At 41.5% G+C, this 17,202-nt stretch carries 16 protein-coding genes; 8 read left to right on the forward strand and 8 right to left on the reverse strand.

Annotation, left to right across the window (positions count from 1 at the left end; translation table 11 throughout):
* Positions 1 to 3 precede the first annotated feature (3 nt).
* Complete coding sequence (larC, locus tag ACPK8D_RS01890; protein ID WP_424716144.1) at positions 4 to 1,194, forward strand: nickel pincer cofactor biosynthesis protein LarC; 1,191 nt, start codon at positions 4 to 6, stop codon at positions 1,192 to 1,194.
* 254 nt (positions 1,195 to 1,448) lie between these two features.
* On the opposite strand, the gene asd is transcribed toward larC, so the two are convergent.
* From asd to ACPK8D_RS01910, 4 genes are all read right to left on the reverse strand, one after another.
* Positions 1,449 to 2,477, reverse strand: a complete 1,029-nt coding sequence (asd, locus tag ACPK8D_RS01895) for an aspartate-semialdehyde dehydrogenase (RefSeq protein WP_424716145.1) — start codon at positions 2,475 to 2,477, stop codon at positions 1,449 to 1,451.
* An 88-nt stretch (positions 2,478 to 2,565) separates the two neighbouring features.
* Positions 2,566 to 2,748, reverse strand: a complete 183-nt coding sequence (locus tag ACPK8D_RS01900) for an indolepyruvate ferredoxin oxidoreductase subunit alpha (protein WP_424716146.1) — start codon at positions 2,746 to 2,748, stop codon at positions 2,566 to 2,568.
* 247 nt (positions 2,749 to 2,995) lie between these two features.
* Complete coding sequence (locus ACPK8D_RS01905) at positions 2,996 to 3,304, reverse strand: hypothetical protein (RefSeq protein ID WP_424716147.1); 309 nt, start codon at positions 3,302 to 3,304, stop codon at positions 2,996 to 2,998.
* Between the two features lie 202 nt (positions 3,305 to 3,506).
* Positions 3,507 to 4,601, reverse strand: coding sequence for a CobW family GTP-binding protein (locus ACPK8D_RS01910; RefSeq protein WP_424716148.1), 1,095 nt, complete (start codon positions 4,599 to 4,601; stop codon positions 3,507 to 3,509).
* Between the two features lie 81 nt (positions 4,602 to 4,682).
* Here ACPK8D_RS01910 and ACPK8D_RS01915 point away from each other — a divergent pair, with 81 nt between their 5' ends.
* Positions 4,683 to 4,832, forward strand: a complete 150-nt coding sequence (locus tag ACPK8D_RS01915; RefSeq protein WP_424716149.1) for a hypothetical protein — start codon at positions 4,683 to 4,685, stop codon at positions 4,830 to 4,832.
* Positions 4,833 to 4,913: 81 nt separating this feature from the next.
* Here the strand turns inward: ACPK8D_RS01915 and ACPK8D_RS01920 are convergent, their stop codons facing one another.
* Positions 4,914 to 5,216 carry a hypothetical protein gene (locus ACPK8D_RS01920; RefSeq protein ID WP_424716150.1) on the reverse strand — a complete coding sequence of 101 codons (303 nt, stop codon included), beginning with the start codon at positions 5,214 to 5,216 and terminating at the stop codon, positions 4,914 to 4,916.
* Between the two features lie 823 nt (positions 5,217 to 6,039).
* Between ACPK8D_RS01920 and ACPK8D_RS01925 the strand changes: the two genes are divergently transcribed.
* A complete protein-coding gene (locus ACPK8D_RS01925; RefSeq protein ID WP_424716151.1) occupies positions 6,040 to 7,035 on the forward strand; it encodes a radical SAM protein in 996 nt (331 codons plus the stop codon).
* A 1,678-nt stretch (positions 7,036 to 8,713) separates the two neighbouring features.
* Here the strand turns inward: ACPK8D_RS01925 and ACPK8D_RS01930 are convergent.
* Complete coding sequence (locus ACPK8D_RS01930; protein WP_424716152.1) at positions 8,714 to 9,511, reverse strand: 2-amino-3,7-dideoxy-D-threo-hept-6-ulosonate synthase; 798 nt, start codon at positions 9,509 to 9,511, stop codon at positions 8,714 to 8,716.
* A gap of 203 nt (positions 9,512 to 9,714) precedes the next feature.
* Positions 9,715 to 10,230: a deoxyuridine 5'-triphosphate nucleotidohydrolase gene (locus tag ACPK8D_RS01935; protein ID WP_424716153.1), complete on the reverse strand. Its 516-nt coding sequence runs from the start codon at positions 10,228 to 10,230 to the stop codon at positions 9,715 to 9,717.
* A 231-nt stretch (positions 10,231 to 10,461) separates the two neighbouring features.
* On the opposite strand from ACPK8D_RS01935, the gene ACPK8D_RS01940 reads away from it, so the two are divergent.
* From ACPK8D_RS01940 to ACPK8D_RS01950, 3 genes are all read left to right on the forward strand, one after another.
* Entirely contained in the window at positions 10,462 to 12,576 is a 2,115-nt protein-coding gene (locus ACPK8D_RS01940) for a DUF2341 domain-containing protein (protein WP_424716154.1), read from the forward strand.
* 383 nt (positions 12,577 to 12,959) lie between these two features.
* A complete protein-coding gene (locus ACPK8D_RS01945; RefSeq protein WP_424716164.1) occupies positions 12,960 to 13,565 on the forward strand; it encodes a flavodoxin family protein in 606 nt (201 codons plus the stop codon).
* Positions 13,566 to 14,048: 483 nt separating this feature from the next.
* Positions 14,049 to 14,615 (forward strand): flavodoxin family protein, encoded by a 567-nt coding sequence (locus ACPK8D_RS01950; RefSeq protein WP_424716155.1) that lies wholly within the window; start codon positions 14,049 to 14,051, stop codon positions 14,613 to 14,615.
* A 36-nt stretch (positions 14,616 to 14,651) separates the two neighbouring features.
* Here the strand turns inward: ACPK8D_RS01950 and ACPK8D_RS01955 are convergent, their stop codons facing one another.
* Positions 14,652 to 15,173: a GNAT family N-acetyltransferase gene (locus tag ACPK8D_RS01955; protein ID WP_424716156.1), complete on the reverse strand. Its 522-nt coding sequence runs from the start codon at positions 15,171 to 15,173 to the stop codon at positions 14,652 to 14,654.
* 352 nt (positions 15,174 to 15,525) lie between these two features.
* Here ACPK8D_RS01955 and ACPK8D_RS01960 point away from each other — a divergent pair, with 352 nt between their 5' ends.
* Both ACPK8D_RS01960 and ACPK8D_RS01965 read left to right on the forward strand, forming a co-directional pair.
* Positions 15,526 to 16,737, forward strand: a complete 1,212-nt coding sequence (locus ACPK8D_RS01960; protein WP_424716157.1) for an ABC transporter permease — start codon at positions 15,526 to 15,528, stop codon at positions 16,735 to 16,737.
* Between the two features lie 154 nt (positions 16,738 to 16,891).
* The coding region (locus ACPK8D_RS01965) for a helix-turn-helix domain-containing protein (protein ID WP_424716158.1) at positions 16,892 to 17,202 on the forward strand (311 nt) is incomplete at its 3' end.

A 17,202-nucleotide genomic window follows, 5' to 3' on the forward strand; every position in this document is an offset into this window, starting at 1 on the left:
TTTATGAAAGCACTTGTATTCAATCCTTTTTCAGGCGCAGCAGGAGATATGATCCTTGGATGCACTCTTGATCTCGGGGCTGATCGGAAAACGGTTAAAGAATTAATAGAAGCTTCTGTCAACGTATCCGTGGAGATAAAAGAAGTTATAAAAAAGGGAATAAAAGCCCTGGACGTCCGGATAAATGTGCCTGAAAAAGAGCCAGTCCGCACATATCCGGAACTTGTGGATGTGGTAAAAGCTGCAGGATTGCCTCACAATGTGAAAGCAAGTGTTCTTGATATTTTTTTGAAGCTGGCTGAGGCCGAAGCTTCAGTTCATGGGCAGTCTGACCTTGAGAAACTGCATTTCCATGAGGTTGGGCAGAGTGATGCCCTTGCCGACATAATCGGTTCTTCAGCAGCTATCCATTCCCTTAACTGTGATTCCGTTTACTGTACTCCTGTAAACGTGGGCAGTGGAACAATAGCATGCGCACATGGAGTTCTGCCTGTGCCAGCGCCTGCTACCCTTGAGCTTCTCAGGAAAGGAAAATTCTATTTCAGGGGAGGTACTGAACAAAAGGAGCTTCTTACTCCTACAGGGGCTGCTATTCTTGCCCATTTTGCAAGACCTCTGGAAACTTTTCCTCAAGGGAGGGTAATTTCGATAGGTTACGGGGCCGGAGATTCCGAGCTTGCCGGGCCCAATGTGCTCCAGGGGGTGTTGTCCGAACTTGATTCCTGCCTCATTCCTGATATTATTGAGGTGCTCGAAACGAACGCTGACGACGTGAGCGGAGAAGTCCTGGGCAACCTGTTCGAGGAATTGCTTGCTATGGGGGCAAGGGATGTTGCAATTCTCCCGGCAACAATGAAAAAAGGCCGTCCGGCTCATATTATCAAAGTAATTGCAAAACCCGAAGACACCGCAAAGCTCGCCCGAAAAATAATTATCGAGACCGGGTCCCTGGGAGTAAGAGTTATTCCTACCCGACACAGATTAATGGCTGCCAGGCGAATTGAGCCAGTTAAATTTGAGGTCGAAGGGCAGGTATATGAAACTGCGGTCAAGATTGCCAGGGACTCTGAAGGTGTTCTGCTCAATATCTCTGCCGAGTTTGAGGACTGCAAAAAAATCGCAAAAACGAGCGGCATTCCTGTAAAGGAGGTTATGAGAAGGGCAGAGGAAGCCGCAAGAAAGCTTTTCTCCTGAAATTCTCAAAAGAACGTGAGATAAGTAGAAACCGAAGAATTGCACGGCTTTATATCCCTGTAAAGTGCCGGAGAATTGAAAAGGATTCTATTGAGAAGGACAGTAAAACTGAAAAACAAAAGTGATAGTAAAAATGAAACGGGAATGTAGAGTCAAAACGCAAATTGGAGAAGTAAAATTGAGAATAAAGCTGGAAAGCAAAAGCCTGAATCTCTGAGGCTTTTACTTCTATTTTCCATTATTCTGTATTCAGATCAGAGTTTACCCATGGAATGCAGGAGTTCTGCATTCAGTACACTTGCCCCGGCTGCCCCACGAATGGTGTTATGTCCCATTGCGATGTAGCGGATTCCTTCTCTTATACGTCCCACTGAGACGCTCATGCCTTTCCCCATATTGCGGTCAAGGCGTGGCTGGGGCCTGTCGATTTCGTCTCTTACTATCAGGGCTCTCGCAGGTTCGGAAGGAAGTTCTCCCAGCTTGGGGTCGAATTTCAGAAAGGCTTCCCTTACTTCTTCAGGCGTCGGCTTATCCCTCATTCCGGCCCAGATGGCTTCGGTATGCCCGTCGATAACAGGCACTCTGTGGCAGGAAGCACTGACTCTCATATCCGCAGGTACGATTTCAGAGCCGTTGAACTCTCCAAGGAGCTTTAAAGTTTCAGTCTCCATCTTCTTTTCTTCGCTTCCGATGTACGGAATTACATTGTCATAGATTGCCATTGCGGCAACTCCGGAAAATCCTGCCCCTGAGATCGCCTGCATTGTAGCTACCTGTATGGTTTCGAGCCCAAACTGCATAAGAGGCTTTAAGGTAAGGGTCATGACAATTGTGGAGCAATTGGGGTTTGTAATGATATATCCGCCCCATCCCCTTGCATCCTGCTGGACTTCGAGAAGCCCGAGATGTTCTGGATTTACCTCGGGGATTACGAGAGGAATATCCTTTTCCATCCTGTAAGATGAGGCATTGCTTGCCACTGCAAATCCGGCTTTCGCAAATTCGGGTTCTACTGTCAGGGCAAGGTCTGCAGGAAGGGCTGAGAAAACCACGTCAGCATCTACGGCTTTTGGGTCTACCGGGACAACTTCGATGTTTTCGACGCTTTCCGGCATAGCTGTGTCTAATCTCCAGCCTGCGGCTTCTTTATACGTTTTGCCGGCGCTTCTCTCGGATGCTGCAAGGGCTGTAATCTCAAACCAGGGGTGGTTTGCAAGTGCTTCTACAAATCTCTGCCCTACAGCGCCTGTGGCGCCTAAAATACCCGCTTTAATTGCTACCATCTAAAAAGCTACCTCCGGAGAGAAAAAATGATTGATAAAAAGGAAAAAGAAAAGTGGAATAAAGAAATTATTCCAACTGATTGCTGTTTTACTCTTCTACTTTAATTGCCTGGTTCGGGCATGCTTCTTCACATGCGCCGCACTCTACGCATTCGTCCTGGTCGACTACTGCGCAACCCTTTTCTTCGTCAAGGGTAATTGCTTCAGAGGGGCACTCATCGACACAGCTTCCGCATCCTGAACATTCATCTACATTAACTATTGCTGGCATATTTTTTCACACTCCTTTTTATTGCTCGATATATACCTGGAAATTAGATAGGGCGTTTTTGAAACTTCCATAGGTTATCGAAAAGTTTGGTCATAACGCCATTAACAAGATAACCATAAAAACTTATCGCTTTTTAGCAAAAGGCAGCCTCCAAAAATCAGGATGGAGTTAACCAGCCGGTGACTAAATATTATATTAAAATTTATAAATAAAAGGGAAATTAAAAAAGTTTATTAAAAAAGTTTATTCAACACACCGAGTCATGCATAGCAATTCCGGCATCCGTCAAGCGGTACATTCCTTCTTCAAATTTCAGGAAGCCTTCCTTTAGGAGGAAATCCATATTGAACTTAAAGAAGAAATCGCTTAATCCGGAATCTTCCTTTAGCTGGTTTTCAGTCTTCCCAAAGATTCCAACAGTCCGGAGAAGCTTTCTTCTTGCAGGATTTATGGAAACTTTTTCCATCATCATATGTTCCAGTTTGACAGCTTCGCCTTCGGTAGGTTCACCTTTTTTGTCGAAGTAAGCATCAAGTTCATCTATTTCCTCGTTCATATCAAAACTCCTTTCCTTTTTTATTGGTTGAAATCTACCCTTTTTTATATAGTTCCGAAAAGGATAAGTGTGATTGTAACTCTTTCAGTTAAGTCTCAGGTTTTCGTTTCAGCTTTAAGTTAAGTTTTACACTGCAAACGTTCGCTCGTTTGATCCGCGCAAATGCTCTTTGACTTACTTTAGATCGAATTTTATGTTATTTTCATTCGTTTTCCCTGTATATATTAACCCTGCATATTTGCTCGTTTTCGTGTTCACTATGATTTTCAGTATCATGCCCATGCTCGTGAACTTCTTTTTCAAAAGTTATTCCTGAGTTCCAGAGGTTCTCTTCAACAGTACTCTCAACGATTTCTATAAGCTTATTTTTCGGAACCTTTGTAATTGCGGAAAGCAGCCTGAGTTCGGCTTTCTCACTGTTGCGGCCCGGAATAAGCTCTGCCTGAGGCATTTCTTTAGAAGAAGTCACACTGCCTTTGACCGTAAATTCCGGGAGTTTTATGGAAAGCTTCACGTGCCCTATAAATTCAGGATTAATTTCCCGAACCCTGCCCTGAATGGTCTGGAGGCTCTCTTCTACAAAGTGTACGCTTTCTTCAGGACTGAGATTCCGCAGTCCGAGGGTATAGAGAGCTGAGTAAGCCGAAACTTCAGAAAGTTCAATGGAATTTTTCTTTTCTTTGGAAGGCTTTTTAAACCCTGGCACAGCGAGATGCAGAAGCAGCCTTTCAAACTGTTCATCTTCATGTTTTGCCGAGAATTTCAGGATCCGGGCTTCAGGATTTATCTCATGGAGCATTTTCTCAGCGGCCAGAACAGTTTCTGCAGGCGTTATGTCGATTTTGTTTATGCAGAGGATTTCGGCTTCCTTGATCTGATTCTCAATAAACCTTGGAATCTCTTTTGCTTCGGTCCCGAAACGGCCAGGATCTACAAGCGTTACTACAGGGGCAAAGGATAGCTCGGAGAGTCCCATTGTTTCTATTTCTTCCCGTATCTGCCCCGGGAAGGCGATTCCTGTCGGCTCGATAATAACAATATCAGGTGCAAACTCTTCCTCAAGAGTCTGAAGGGTATATTGCATGCTTATCCTGAGTGTGCAGCAGATGCAGCCGCTTGTAAGTTCCTCAGTTACAATGCCAGGGCTTGTAAGAATATCCCCATCAAGCCCGATTTCCCCTATCTCATTTACGATAATCGCAGTCCTTTTTCCTGCATTACTGAGCCGCCTGCTGATTCTCAGTATAGTGGTTGTTTTCCCGCTTCCGAGAAAACCTCCTATGATCATCACTTTCATGTTTTTTCCTGTCCTCATTGTCCTGAAAAAAGATTCTCAGTAGGGCTGATAAATATAATATATCTACTTATATATATAAAATTGGCAAAGCCATCTATCCGGGTATTACTTTATGGGGCTTTCCTGAAAAAATTTTCCCTTATGGGGGGAAGCTTCGATATTTCTTACAAGGCTTTCCAGGGAACTGCAGCAGGGAAAAATGTATTTCCAGTGCTGAAAAGGAAGCTCTGAACAGAGATTTTTCTTGAAAAGGTGAAAACCGATAACATCCAGAATAAATCCTGAAGTAATTTATATGCAGGCTGAAAACTTTCACAGTTTGGGAAGCACCTGTAGCCCGATTTCAGTCAGCCTGTAAACACCGTTTTCATCCTGGAAAAGAAAATCAGCATCTGTCAGAATTTCAGTGTGGAACTTTAAAGTAGCTTCCTCAAGGTCGGTCTCTTTGAGAAGTTCTTCTTTCCTTTTTCCGAGAAAGCAAACCGTTCGCATTATATCCCTGCGAATCTGACTGGATGCTGCATAGTAAGTCTTTTCACATTTTTTCTGCATCAGTTCTTTTTCGGTTTTTACCTGTGAATCCAGAAAAAGGTCAATTTCATCTATTTCTTCCATCGTTAGTAACTTCCTGTGCCGTAAAAACTATTCTTTGAAATTCGGAGGGGTAAATATATAATTATTTTGTTTTTGTTTTAGAACTCCCGGTTTAAATACACGGAATTTTTTAAAGGCGATCCTTTTAATCGGTAATCAGGGAAATAATTTTTGCCTTTGGAGATTTCATTTTTTATTCTACTATAAGCAGGTACGTTCAAGTGTAGCTCCGGGTATGGAAAAAAGGAAAATAACTTTTGCAGTAATTTTGAAAAATACTGATAATTAGCCAGAACGCGACCAAAAAAAACTCTTTTTTTCGGTAAAACTTCTGAAAATAGATTGCGTTCTCATCCAAGAACCTGGAAGTTCCGAACGGCTTTAAGAGATTTTATTTATCTGGGAAGAGATACTGAGGTACAGGACTCACGGGTTGCGAGTTTTGATTTTTCTCTTTCCGTTTTATCCCTTTATTATGGAGTAGATATTAACTAGTGGGGTGTTAAAGGGATGAGAACGCAATTCATACTACGCACTCACAGTATATAATATTTTCAACAGCTAATGTTATTTTATCTTCAGTATGTTAACATATCATTACAACATTAGTCCACTATTTTAACATTATATCATTGCTATAACATTATCTCATACCTGTATAAGCCGGGCTCTTGCTCCCTTTTTATCTTTCCAGGCTTGAGGGGACAAATTTAAGGCGAGGCAGGGAAACTTTTTCTTCCGGTTCTGAATTGGTGAACAACCTAAATTATATCAACAGAATAATTTATATATCCCTTAATAGTCAAGTGATAGTCACTTTGTAATCACTCTCAGGAGCATTTGCATGCAAAGTAAACCAATAACGCCGGAAATGAAAGCTTTCCTTATTTCCATAGGTTCAGTTTCCATAGATCCTTCACTTATCCCGCAGGCTCGGGGTTCCACTGCGGGTCCTGGGGCAGGTACAGGTTCGGTTTTCTTCAGGTCGGGAGAAAGGCGGGTAAGGCTCAGCATAAAAAAAGACTCTCCGCTTTCAGTTCTGAAGGTTGAAGGCGAAGGAAATGTTGCGCTTTTCTATGAGGGAGAAGAACTTGTGCGGGGGAAACTTGAGCCTGCCCCTGCCCACTGCCCTGACCAGGCTTTTATAACTCTTTGCGAGAGGTGCATATTCGACTGCAAATACTGTCCTGTGCCCAAATTGCAGGGGCACGTTAAGAGTGAGGAGGAAGTCCTGGAAATAATTGATGAGGTTTTGCGGACAGGAAATCTAAAAGCTATTTCTCTTACCTCAGGTGTTGAAACCTCAATCGAAGGAGAGGTGGAGCGTGTGCTCAAATTGCTTCCCGCTCTCAAAAAGTACGATGTTCCTGTTGGAGTTTCGGTTTATCCTACCGAAGGCTGTTCCAGAATATTTTATGAAGCCGGGGTTTCCGAAGTCAAGTACAATGTCGAAACTATGGACAGGGAAATCTTCAAAAAAGTTTGCGGGGATCTTTCTATTGACTTTATTCTGGATAGACTGAAGGAAGCTGTGGATGTTTTCGGAAAAAACCGGGTTTTCAGTAATTTTATAATAGGGCTTGGAGAAAGTGACGATTCTGTCAGGGATGGAATCGAAACTCTTGCAAAAATAGGGGTAATTCCTGTCCTGCGGCCGGTAAACCCGCACCCTCTCAGGGCTGGAGACTGTTTTACGGAACGTCCGTCTCCTGAGCGCCTCTTGAAGCTCGCAAAGCTTGAAGCCAGTATCCTCAAGGAGTACGGGCTCGATCCGGGGCTTGCAAAAACCATGTGCATAAAATGTACGGGCTGTGATCTTGTTCCCTTTATTGACTTCTAACTCCGAACTTTCATCTTATTTTTCTTATAAAACTTTATTTTCTTTAAAGATTTCCCCATTTTTAGCTTCAGTTTTCGCTATTTCGAGGGTACTTTTTAATTTTTGATTTTTAACTTTAATTCAAAAAGTTGGTTTGTTCATACTAAATTATTGTATAGAATTATTTATGTGGGACTATTTTACGTACATCATCTTTCTCAGAAGCTTCTAATATTTCTTTTCATTTTTTGAATCCGTTTGATTTTCCCCGAAGAGGGACCCCTTTATTTCCACTGGAAACTTCTTCGGATTAATTTTTTTTACTATTGGTGTTTCTTTCCTTTCTCTTTTCTTTGCTTCCTTTCTATATACTCTTCACTTAATCTTCATCTAACCTTTAACTCTTTATCAATTGCCGATCAGCAATTGATCAACTATTCTTCAATTATCCTTCAATTTATTTCTTAAATTTTTATCTTTATGCCAGGAGTTTTCTCTTTCCCGTTTTGATGCTATTGTTATAGTTTCTCAAGTATTTTTTCACACCAATTATACGTTCTGCAATCTACTTCTAAATTGTTCATTGTCTGCTTATAATCTGTTTATTGTTTGCTTATAACCCTCTAACTGTACTCAATATTTGTTCTCTTAGTCGCATTTCACTCTCATCTTTTTATTTTCTTCCCTGAGAGCTTCAGTACCCCCTTATTTCCACTGGAATCTACGGGTTAACAGTCTGTTTTCCATGGAATATATACATAAATCTCAGTTTTACCCAAGGTTTTTCCAGCAAATACCGAAAATATTTCAAAAAAGGTTCATGTTGTTTAAGAAAACACTTACTCCGATTCTATGTTTTCTATATTTTCTTTGTTTTCTTCATTTTCTATATTTTTTTATTCTCTCTGTTTTCTTCATTTTCTTCATTTTCTTTATTTTATTCTCTTATTCTTTTATCTTCTTTCTCTCATACATCTGCATATCGTGCCTCAAGGGTTTTTGAAGTGACTTCCCCTTAAAGTAATGCTTTTTGAAGGCTCTTTATTGAAATTACGGCTTTTAAAGCCGTATGATTAAAGAATAAAATATGAACTGCGAATTAAGAAAGATAACTCCAAAAGTAAGACTGATCCTTAAAGACTTTAAACGGAAACTGTAAAGATATTGATTTTAGAAAAGAAGAATAAATTATGAGATACTCCAAGGTTAACAGTTTCAAAACAAGGAAACAAAGAAAAAAAAGAAAATAAAGAATATAAAGAAATAAGATAATAAAAAATATAAAGAAAAAAATTCAGTAAAGAATATAAAGAAAAAAATTCAGTAAAAAATAATAAGGAAAACAAATCAGAGATGAAAGTAGAATTCTGAAAAATATTGACAGAATAAGAGATTTTAAATGAATCTGAGCGAATTCGGAACCTTGAATTTAAGGCTTTTGGCCTGAAGCTGTTTCTTTTTTCTGAAACTTAAGATTTACTCAGGCCAGTATCTTATTCTTTATGCTTCTTATTCCTTCTTTATATTTATTAAATATCCTGTCAATCTAAAAAAATTCCAACCATTTCGTTTCCACTGGAAAAACTTAAATCGACTATCTCTGGCCTTATTTTTTCTATCCGGCTTTAAACCCGGCTTTTTTCGCCCGATTTCAAATTTCGTTTTTAATTTTTCATATCAGGCTTTTTAACCTTAAAGCTTACCTGCCTAATTTCAACAATTCTTCCGCACTTATGCCTTCGTGAACTACCTTTGAAATTCTCCGGACAAGGCCTATGGGATCTTGAGCCTGGAAAACATTTCTTCCTATGGCAACGCCCCGTCCTCCGCATTCGAGAGATCCTTCGATCATTTCCAGCAGTTCCTGTTCGGACTCCATTTTCGGGCCGCCTGCTATGATTACAGGAACAGGGCATCCGTCAACTACTTCTTTAAATGTTTCAGGGCTTCCGGTATAGTTTGTCTTGATTATATCGGCCCCAAGTTCGGCTCCGATTCGGGCTGCATGTTTTACAACATCCACGTCATATTCAGAGCGAACTTTTTTTCCTCGCGGGTACATCATGGCAAGAAGTGGCATTCCCCATTCGTCGCACTTTCCTGCAACATAGCCCAGCCCCTGCAACATCTCGTACTCGTCTTCAGCCCCGATATTTATATGAACTGATACTGCATCGGCTCCGACTTTTATAGCTTCTTCCACGGTTGTTACCAGAACTTTATGATTCGGATCAACGGAAAGGGAAGTTGAAGCTGACAGGTGGATTATAAGACCCACATCATGCCCGTATCCCCGGTGTCCGTGTTTGGCAAGCCCCATATGTCCGAGCACAGCGTTTGCCCCACCTTCCGCGACCCTGTTTACAGCCTCCTGAAGGTTTTTAAGCCCATCAATCGGACCTGCACCAACTCCGTGGTCCATAGGAATAATAATCGCATTACCTGTATTTCGATTGAAAATCCGCTCCATCCTTATGGATTTACCTATAGTGTTCATAGGCTGTCATATTGCAAATTAGATGATATATACTTTATCGGTATATTTTCCTGAGGACACCTGATCAGTGTTTTATTTGTTCCGAAGGAATCCGGTTTTCGTGAACCGGCAGCTAAAAAGCTTAAAAAGAGTTTAAAACAGTTAGAAAAATTTAAATAATTTAAAAGAATTTAGAAAAAGCTTAAAAAAGCTTTTTTAAGAACTCACTTTGTATTTTCATTCTGATATACCCCTGAATACCCTTTTTCTACTTCTGCGTCCAGGGTGTAAAACAAAAGCTGCATAATTCGTGCATCTTTTTTCAGTCTAAAGCCTGACGCATTGTAAACTACCAGCATTGACTCGCTGCGTCCCCTGTATCCGGCATCCCATACTGCGGTTTCAAGGGTAGCTCCACAACGAATAAGGGTTGACCGCGGCTTTGCGATTGCAGCCAGGTTCATCGGAATATTTACGATCTCATTGAAAAGTACCTTATAAATTCCCTCTGGCAGGTGTATCCAGCCATCACTCCCGAATTCAAGATTTTTCCCGTTCGGGAGCTTTCTCTCCGAATTATCAAAATCCACAGCTCCAGGACCTTCTATTGTTTTTATCTCTTTCAGGGTGAGTTCAAGCCCGTTAGGCTGGATCTGGGTTTCTATATCAACGGCATTTTCAAGCAAAGGAGGCTTTGCCTGTATAAGTTTTCTCAGTTCAGTGCTGGATAAAAGCGTCATTGAAACTGTAATTGCAAAGATTCTTTATTACAGTTTCGGATTCCATTCCCCGGACTTAATCATTTTTTGACCTTCCTTTTTATTACAACTTCTAATATCATTATCTTTATTATTTTAGACAAGTATTTATGAAAAGGTTTATTGTTTTCAGGTAAGTAACCATTACCTGTCAAGATTTTCGTATTAATTCTCAATTGTATTTAATAAAGGGCTTACGAGAGGCTTCTAATGATGGCAAAAAGATCTACCGTATGCGGGATTGTCTCTGTGTTTTTCATATTTCTGTTAACAGGCTGTGCCCTGGCTGCCACGGGCAACACGTGGGATCTATCCACAAAAGAGAATTCATGGAATTGCTCCCAGGAAATCTTAGTTACTGAGAACGCCGGCAAGACCCTGCAAGGATACCCTGTCCCTGTGGGTCTGAACTCTTCTAATTTTAATTTTTCAGAAGCAAAAAGTGATGGCTCAGACATTCGATTCTCCTCAGGCGATAGAACCCTCAATTACTGGATTGAGACCTGGGACCCTGAAAATGAGGAAGCCCTTATCTGGGTCAGGCTTCCAGCCCTCCCTGCGAACAAGACCGGCAAAATCCTCATGAGGTACGGGAACCCCGGGGTTGAAGCCGTGAGCAGTGGAGAAAGAACATTTGACTTTTTCGATAACTTCGAGGGCAGTAACCTCAACGAGCTTGATTGGAATGCTGAGAGTGCAGGAGGAGGACTGGTTGAGGTTAAAAACGGGATCTGTAATGTTGCAGCTCCAAAGGTTCATGCTTACGACTCCTCTACGATCTACAGCAAAGACCGTTTTGAAATCAATTCTATGTTTGTGGTCAAAAGGATGAAAGTAACCACAGGTGCGGACAGCAGAGGGCCTGTGCTGCGGCAGGGTTTCGTAGACCAGATAGACAGCAGAAAAAACGAAATCAAGCATGAGACCGAGCTTGCCAATGAAAGCCGTGTAGGCCTGGAAACAACTTACAGGAAGCAAAAGAATAATCTCTATGATCTCACTGACGTTAATGTTCCTGAAGGGGAATGGTATGTCTCAGGAATTGCCTGGTATGAGGAGAACGATACTCGCAAAGTGTCCTGGTTTAAAAACGGTGTGAAGGACTTGAAAATGGATTTCGCCTCAAATGATTACATTACCAATTTCCCAATGCATGTTTATCTCTATGCCGCTTCCTATAAGGACTCCTCGAAGAATACAGGCTATATGTCAGTCGATTACGTACTGGTTCGGAAGTTTGTCGGAACCGAACCCACGGTCAGGATTGTTTCGGCTCAGGGGGAAAATAAAGTTTCTCCAGAAAGCGTCTCTGAAAATAATTCTGGAAATCTTTCCGGGTCCGGGACTAATTCTCAATCGGGAGCTCTTTCTGAGCCTCAAACTATGCCCGGATCGGAGCTGAGTTCCGAAACTTCCACCCCAGAGGAAGCTGCACAGGCGCAGGAAAACCTTAGCCAGAATGACACAGGTGCCCCGGAAATCTCATTCCCTGAGTACGATGTCGGGATTTCCGGAATCAGGCTTTCTTCCCCATACAACTTTGATTTCCCTGACATTGTAAAGGAGCTTAAATCCTCTGGTACGGATACGATTTTCCTCACAGTGGACAGCAGGGACGTATGGCAATACGAGCGTTTTGTAAAAATGGCCCATGAAGAAGGAATTTCGGTGCATGCCGTGCTCCTGGAAGACGTAAACTGCACAGAAAAAGGAGCTGAAGACACCTGCCAGGATTCCCTCAATACGGTACTTGGTTATAACGAAAAATCTCTTGCCCCCTTTGACGGCATCGCTATCTACGTAAACTCCTCTGCCAGGGAAGGCTCTGAGAAAAGTGCAATCGATTACAGAACGTTGTTTGAAACGGCTAATAAAGAGGCCGAAGAAAACGTATCCGTCTCAGCAAGCCTCCCACTTAATTATACCGCATCGGAAATCGAAGAAATTGCTCCTTTTATCGATTCCTTCATTATCAGGGCTTACCCATCGGGAACTGAAGGGCTTAACTCTGTGCCAGGCATTGTTGATGCCGTTGCCCTTGAGATGGGGGAGATAAGAGGCGCAGGTTCAAAAGGAATAATCGAAATCTCTGTGGAAGAGGGTTTTAAAGATAAATTTTCAGTACAGGAACTTTTTGCCGGCCTTGCAGATTATTATTCAGGTGATTCGGCTTTCCTGGGAGTCTCGATTTTCAATTACGATACTTATATGGCATTGCCTCGAACAGAGCCCGACGAGAAGGGATCTCCGATCTCCGGATTCAAGGCTCTCCCGGTACTTCTTGTAGGGCTTGGAGCCTTCGCCCTTTTGAAAGTAAAGAAAAATTAAATTAGAAAAGAAGTAAATTAAATAGAAATCAAATTAGAAAGAAATTAAATAGAAATTAAATTAGAAAGAAATTGAATTAACAGAAAGAAAAAAGAGAAATAAATTGAATAGGAATAAATCAAAGCTGAGAAAAAGAACGTGGGAAAGCTGAAAAAAGAATAATCCTCTATTTCCCTTTTCCTTTTCTTTCCCTTTTCTTTTTTCCCTCCCCTCTCCCTTTCTCTTTTTTCTTCCTGTTTTTTCCTTTCACGTTCGAACTTCTTGGGCAAACTTGGTTAATTTCTTGAATAAGAGAAACATTTTTATGCTGATTGCTCGTTTATACTTTTGTTTACTTTTGTTTGAAATTCTAAATTTTTAAACGTTTTAACGGGGGTTCTAGCATTAAAATTCTTGGATTGGTGGGTAGTCCTAATATCGATGGAAATACTGCAAAGCTTGTAAATGCAATTCTTGACGGAGCTGCCGAAAACGGCGCAGAAAACGTAATTTATAATCTGGATTCTTTAAATATTAAAGGCTGCGATGCATGCTGCAGATGCCAGGAATCAGGCTGCTGTCTTATAGACGATGATATGCAGGAACTTTACGAGGAAATCCAGGCTGCAGACACTGTTGTACTCGGCTCTCCTGTTTATATGTGGCAGATGACTGCCCAGACTAAACTCTTAATTGACCGCCTGACAGCCTTCTTAAAACCTGATTTTTCGAGCAGGCTTGATAATAAGAAACTGATCCTTGTCTTTTCCCAGGGCAGTTCGGACAGGGATGCCTTCAAGCCGTACTTTGAATATACAGCCGGCCTTCTCTACTATCTCGGCTTTGATGTTCTGGAAACCGTCATTGCGGCAGGCACGGATAAGCTTGAAGTTTCCTTCAGGCCCAGTCTGCTTGAAAAAGCAAGAGAGCTCGGAAAATTGGTCTCGACTCCTAATCTGTCTAGCCCTGAGTTCGGAAGAGCCGAGTCAAGCCTGACGCCATCGCTCTAAATTTTCTTTTTTTCCTTTCATCTTTTTCTTTCATCTTCTAATTTTTTAACACTTATAGTTTTTCTAAACATTTTTCCTGTTTTTCTCTTGCCTTAATATTGACTTCTAATATTGACTTACTTCTAATATTGACTTACTTTTGACTTAATAGATACTTCTGAATATTAGCTGATGAGAAAAGAAAAAACATGATGAATAGCTAACAATTAGAGATAATAAATTAAATGAAATTTGCTCGTTAATTCTTACCAAAAACAGCTATTGATACTGTTTCCCCAGGCTGAGAAGTTACCTTTTTTACTTATTATTCGAGAAATAGGAGATGTTCGATGAAAAATACTAAATCTAAATTATATTTATTAACATCAAAAATATATAAAAACACATATTTTATTCTTACAAATACTTATTAGCTTTATGCTCATTTTTTAATAAGCTATTATATTTCGACGATGAGATATTTATTACCAGGAAGGTCTTTGCATGAAAATACTCGGACTGATCGGAAGCCCGCGTGAAAACGGGAATACTGCTACACTTGTGAATACAATCCTTGAAGGTGCCGCTGAAAACGGTGCTAAGACAAAAGTCTATCATCTTGCCAGAATGGACTTGAAACCCTGTAAAGGCTGCATGTCCTGCAGTCTTGACGGAAAATGCATCATTGATGACGATATGCAGGAACTCTATAAGGAAATAATGTCCTCTGATGCCATTGTAATAGGCTCTCCGATCTACATGTGGCAGATGACTGCCCAGACTAAAACAATTGTTGACCGCCTTATAGCATTAACCTGCTGGCAGCCCTGTGCAAAGCCCGAATTTTCCCGTCTCCTGAAAGTAAAGACTAAACTCGTCCTTGCTTACACATACGGGAACCCAAACCCCAACAACTTTGACCATTACTTCAAGTATATGGAAGGCCTCTTCAGCTTCTTAGGCTTCGATGTTCAGGAAAGCATCTGGGTTTCGGGCACAACAGCCCTCGATGATATCTACCATCATTCCGAAATATTCGAAAGAGCAAAAGAGCTCGGGAAAAAACTCTAATCTTTTTCGAATCCAGGGATCACGACCATCTTGAATTTACACGTCATTAAATTCATCCGGGTATTCTACAATTCCGCCTGTTCCCTCAAGCGCCCCTTTCTTTAACTCCAGCGCCATAAACGCTTCAACAGGTGCGCCGAAAGGATCTCTTATTCCCCACTTATTTGCCGGCTTAAACCCGAATTTCGGATAATATTCAGGGTGCCCGAGGACAATAACAGAATCGTATCCCAGCTGCTGGCAGGCTTTGAGCCCTTCCTTTATAAGTTCGCCTCCTATACCCTGCTTCTGGAACTCAGGCAAAACTGCAACCGGGGCAAGTGAAATCGTTTCTTTTTCTTCTCCATTTCCTGATTTGATTACTACAGGGAAAAAGAGAATATGGCCAGCTATTCTCCCGTCAAGTTCAGCCACAAGCGAAAGTTCGGGAATAAACTTCGGGTTTTTCCTGAGGCTTTCAACAAGTTTTCCTTCGGCAGGCTGCCCGAAGGCAAGGTCATTTACTTCGGTTATGGCCAGGTAGTCTGAAGGGTTTTCGGGGCGAATTTTAAGGACCATCTATATATCTTCCTGCGTATTTTTTAAGCAAGCTTTTCTTCCTGTAATTTCTTATGATCAACCATTTATTTATTCCTTTTATCTACCTAAAAAATATGGATATTTTTATCTATCTAAAAAAACGGATATTTTTTGTTCTACAGCAAGAAGTATCTTAATCTAAGACTCTAAAAAACTCTAAACAATTCTGAAAATCTTTTGTCTAGTTAGGGAGCGATATTCTCCTCCTCGCAGAATTTATATGTCTAATGTATTCATTTAAAGAAAGTTTAAGAAAAATCAATTCTCTTAATTCTTAATTCTATCCTTCCCCCAGCCTTTCCCTATAAAATCTGTAAAACGGAGCCCAGTTATGATCCCCCTTTTCAGTGCAGGAAAAATCGCGCTTGGAAGCATTAGAAGTGCAAAGCTGCGTTCAACCCTTACCATACTTGGAATCGTCATAGGAGTTGCAGCCGTAATCGCAAATGTATCCCTCGGGGCAAGTTTCAACCAGCATTTTACGAATGAAGTGACCAATTTGGGGTCGAACTTCATCTTCATTCAGGGAATGCAGCCCAAACTTTTTTACGACAATGAGCTGAAGCTCGTTGAGAACACTCCCGGAATCTCGGGAGTTTCACCTTTGAAGTCACAAACGGCGGAAGTCACGTACATGTCCGAAACCAAAAATATCATGGTTAGCGGCGTCGGGAAATCTTATGATGAGGTGGCAAATACAAAGCTTCAAAAGGGGACCTTTATCAATGACAATGACGGGTACGTGGCAATTATCGGGCACAAAGTCGCAAACGAGAAGTTCGACCGGAATATTTCGGCCCGGAACTCCATAAACATAACCTTCAGGGTAGGGGAAGACGAAAAAATTACAAAGACCTTTAAAGTCAAGTCAATAATCCAGAACCCGGAAAATACTGTTGTCCAGGCGTACGATGATAACGAGGCCGTGCTTATCCCGATCGACGTTATGAACGAGATTCTCGGCGAAAAAGACTACGGCGGGGTTTTTGCAATGGCTGAAGACCCCGCAGCAATTCAGAAGACCTCGGATGAAGTAGACGAGCGCCTTGCCCGAAGCTTCGGAATTTCCGAGAGGGCGCTTGCAGATAAAGAGGCCCGCCCTTATGTCCTCATCAATCAGGCTGAGATTTTAAAACAAACGGATATGATGGCGGCAGCTCTCAGCTCTTTCCTGACGACCGTTGCGCTGATCTCCCTGCTGGTCGGCTCGATCGGGATAATGAATATTATGCTCGTAAGCGTGACTGAAAGGACAAGAGAGATCGGAGTGCTCAAATCCCTCGGATTCACAGGCTTTGATATTCTTTTCCTTTTCATGATCGAGTCAATCCTGCTCGGAGTTTTCGGAGGCATTCTCGGAAGTACAGTAGGAATTGCAGGCGCCTACAGCGTTGAAACCCTCCTTAAACTGCCTGTAGTATTTCCTTCCAGCCTCATAGCAGCCGGATTCTTTGTGGCTGTATTCGTAGGCTTTGTCTCAGGAGTCTACCCGGCAAGAAAAGCCGCAAGAATGAAACCTGTGGACTCGCTCAGGCACGAGTAAATGAAAATATTTACCTTCGTGAAAGTGGCTTTACAGTAAGAAGGCAGAAAGCCCTCTCCCTTTAGGGTTGGGATGAATGCCGTCAACTTAACCGTATTACGTTTTTAAAGTTTATTCGTTACTTATAATGCGGGTAAAGTTAATATAACTACTAATGTTAAAAGCCTATAAGTATAGACTTAAACCTACTAATAAACAAGAGTCCTTAATCAATAAACATATCGGCAGCTGTAGACTTGTCTATAATTGGGCTTTGGAACAGAAAATTAAGACTTATGAGCAGACTGGTAGATCTATAAATCATATGGGCTTAGATAAGCTTCTTCCAGCACTGAAAACTGAAAAACCTTTTCTGAAAGAAACTAATTCTCAATCCCTTCAAGGTATGACAAAACATGTAGATGCTGCTTTTGTCAGATTTTTCAGAGAGAAGAACGGCTTTCCTAAGTTCAAATCTAAAAAGAA

The sequence above is a fragment of the Methanosarcina sp. genome (genome assembly GCF_049706645.1).
In the GTDB taxonomy this organism is placed as follows: domain Archaea; phylum Halobacteriota; class Methanosarcinia; order Methanosarcinales; family Methanosarcinaceae; genus Methanosarcina.

What these genes read in the sequence shown, in the direction of transcription:
- asd (WP_424716145.1), bottom strand. Translation starts at nt 2,477, where the DNA reads ATGGTAGCAATTAAAGCGGGTATTTTAGGCGCCACAGGCGCTGTAGGG.
- ACPK8D_RS01900 (WP_424716146.1), bottom strand. Translation starts at nt 2,748, where the DNA reads ATGCCAGCAATAGTTAATGTAGATGAATGTTCAGGATGCGGAAGCTGT.
- ACPK8D_RS01910 (WP_424716148.1), bottom strand. Translation starts at nt 4,601, where the DNA reads ATGAAAGTGATGATCATAGGAGGTTTTCTCGGAAGCGGGAAAACAACC.
- ACPK8D_RS01935 (WP_424716153.1), bottom strand. Translation starts at nt 10,230, where the DNA reads ATGACGCTTTTATCCAGCACTGAACTGAGAAAACTTATACAGGCAAAG.
- ACPK8D_RS01940 (WP_424716154.1), top strand. Translation starts at nt 10,462, where the DNA reads ATGGCAAAAAGATCTACCGTATGCGGGATTGTCTCTGTGTTTTTCATA.
- ACPK8D_RS01950 (WP_424716155.1), top strand. Translation starts at nt 14,049, where the DNA reads ATGAAAATACTCGGACTGATCGGAAGCCCGCGTGAAAACGGGAATACT.
- ACPK8D_RS01925 (WP_424716151.1), top strand. Translation starts at nt 6,040, where the DNA reads ATGCAAAGTAAACCAATAACGCCGGAAATGAAAGCTTTCCTTATTTCC.
- larC (WP_424716144.1), top strand. Translation starts at nt 4, where the DNA reads ATGAAAGCACTTGTATTCAATCCTTTTTCAGGCGCAGCAGGAGATATG.
- ACPK8D_RS01930 (WP_424716152.1), bottom strand. Translation starts at nt 9,511, where the DNA reads ATGAACACTATAGGTAAATCCATAAGGATGGAGCGGATTTTCAATCGA.
- ACPK8D_RS01955 (WP_424716156.1), bottom strand. Translation starts at nt 15,173, where the DNA reads ATGGTCCTTAAAATTCGCCCCGAAAACCCTTCAGACTACCTGGCCATA.
- ACPK8D_RS01920 (WP_424716150.1), bottom strand. Translation starts at nt 5,216, where the DNA reads ATGGAAGAAATAGATGAAATTGACCTTTTTCTGGATTCACAGGTAAAA.
- ACPK8D_RS01905 (WP_424716147.1), bottom strand. Translation starts at nt 3,304, where the DNA reads ATGAACGAGGAAATAGATGAACTTGATGCTTACTTCGACAAAAAAGGT.
- ACPK8D_RS01960 (WP_424716157.1), top strand. Translation starts at nt 15,526, where the DNA reads ATGATCCCCCTTTTCAGTGCAGGAAAAATCGCGCTTGGAAGCATTAGA.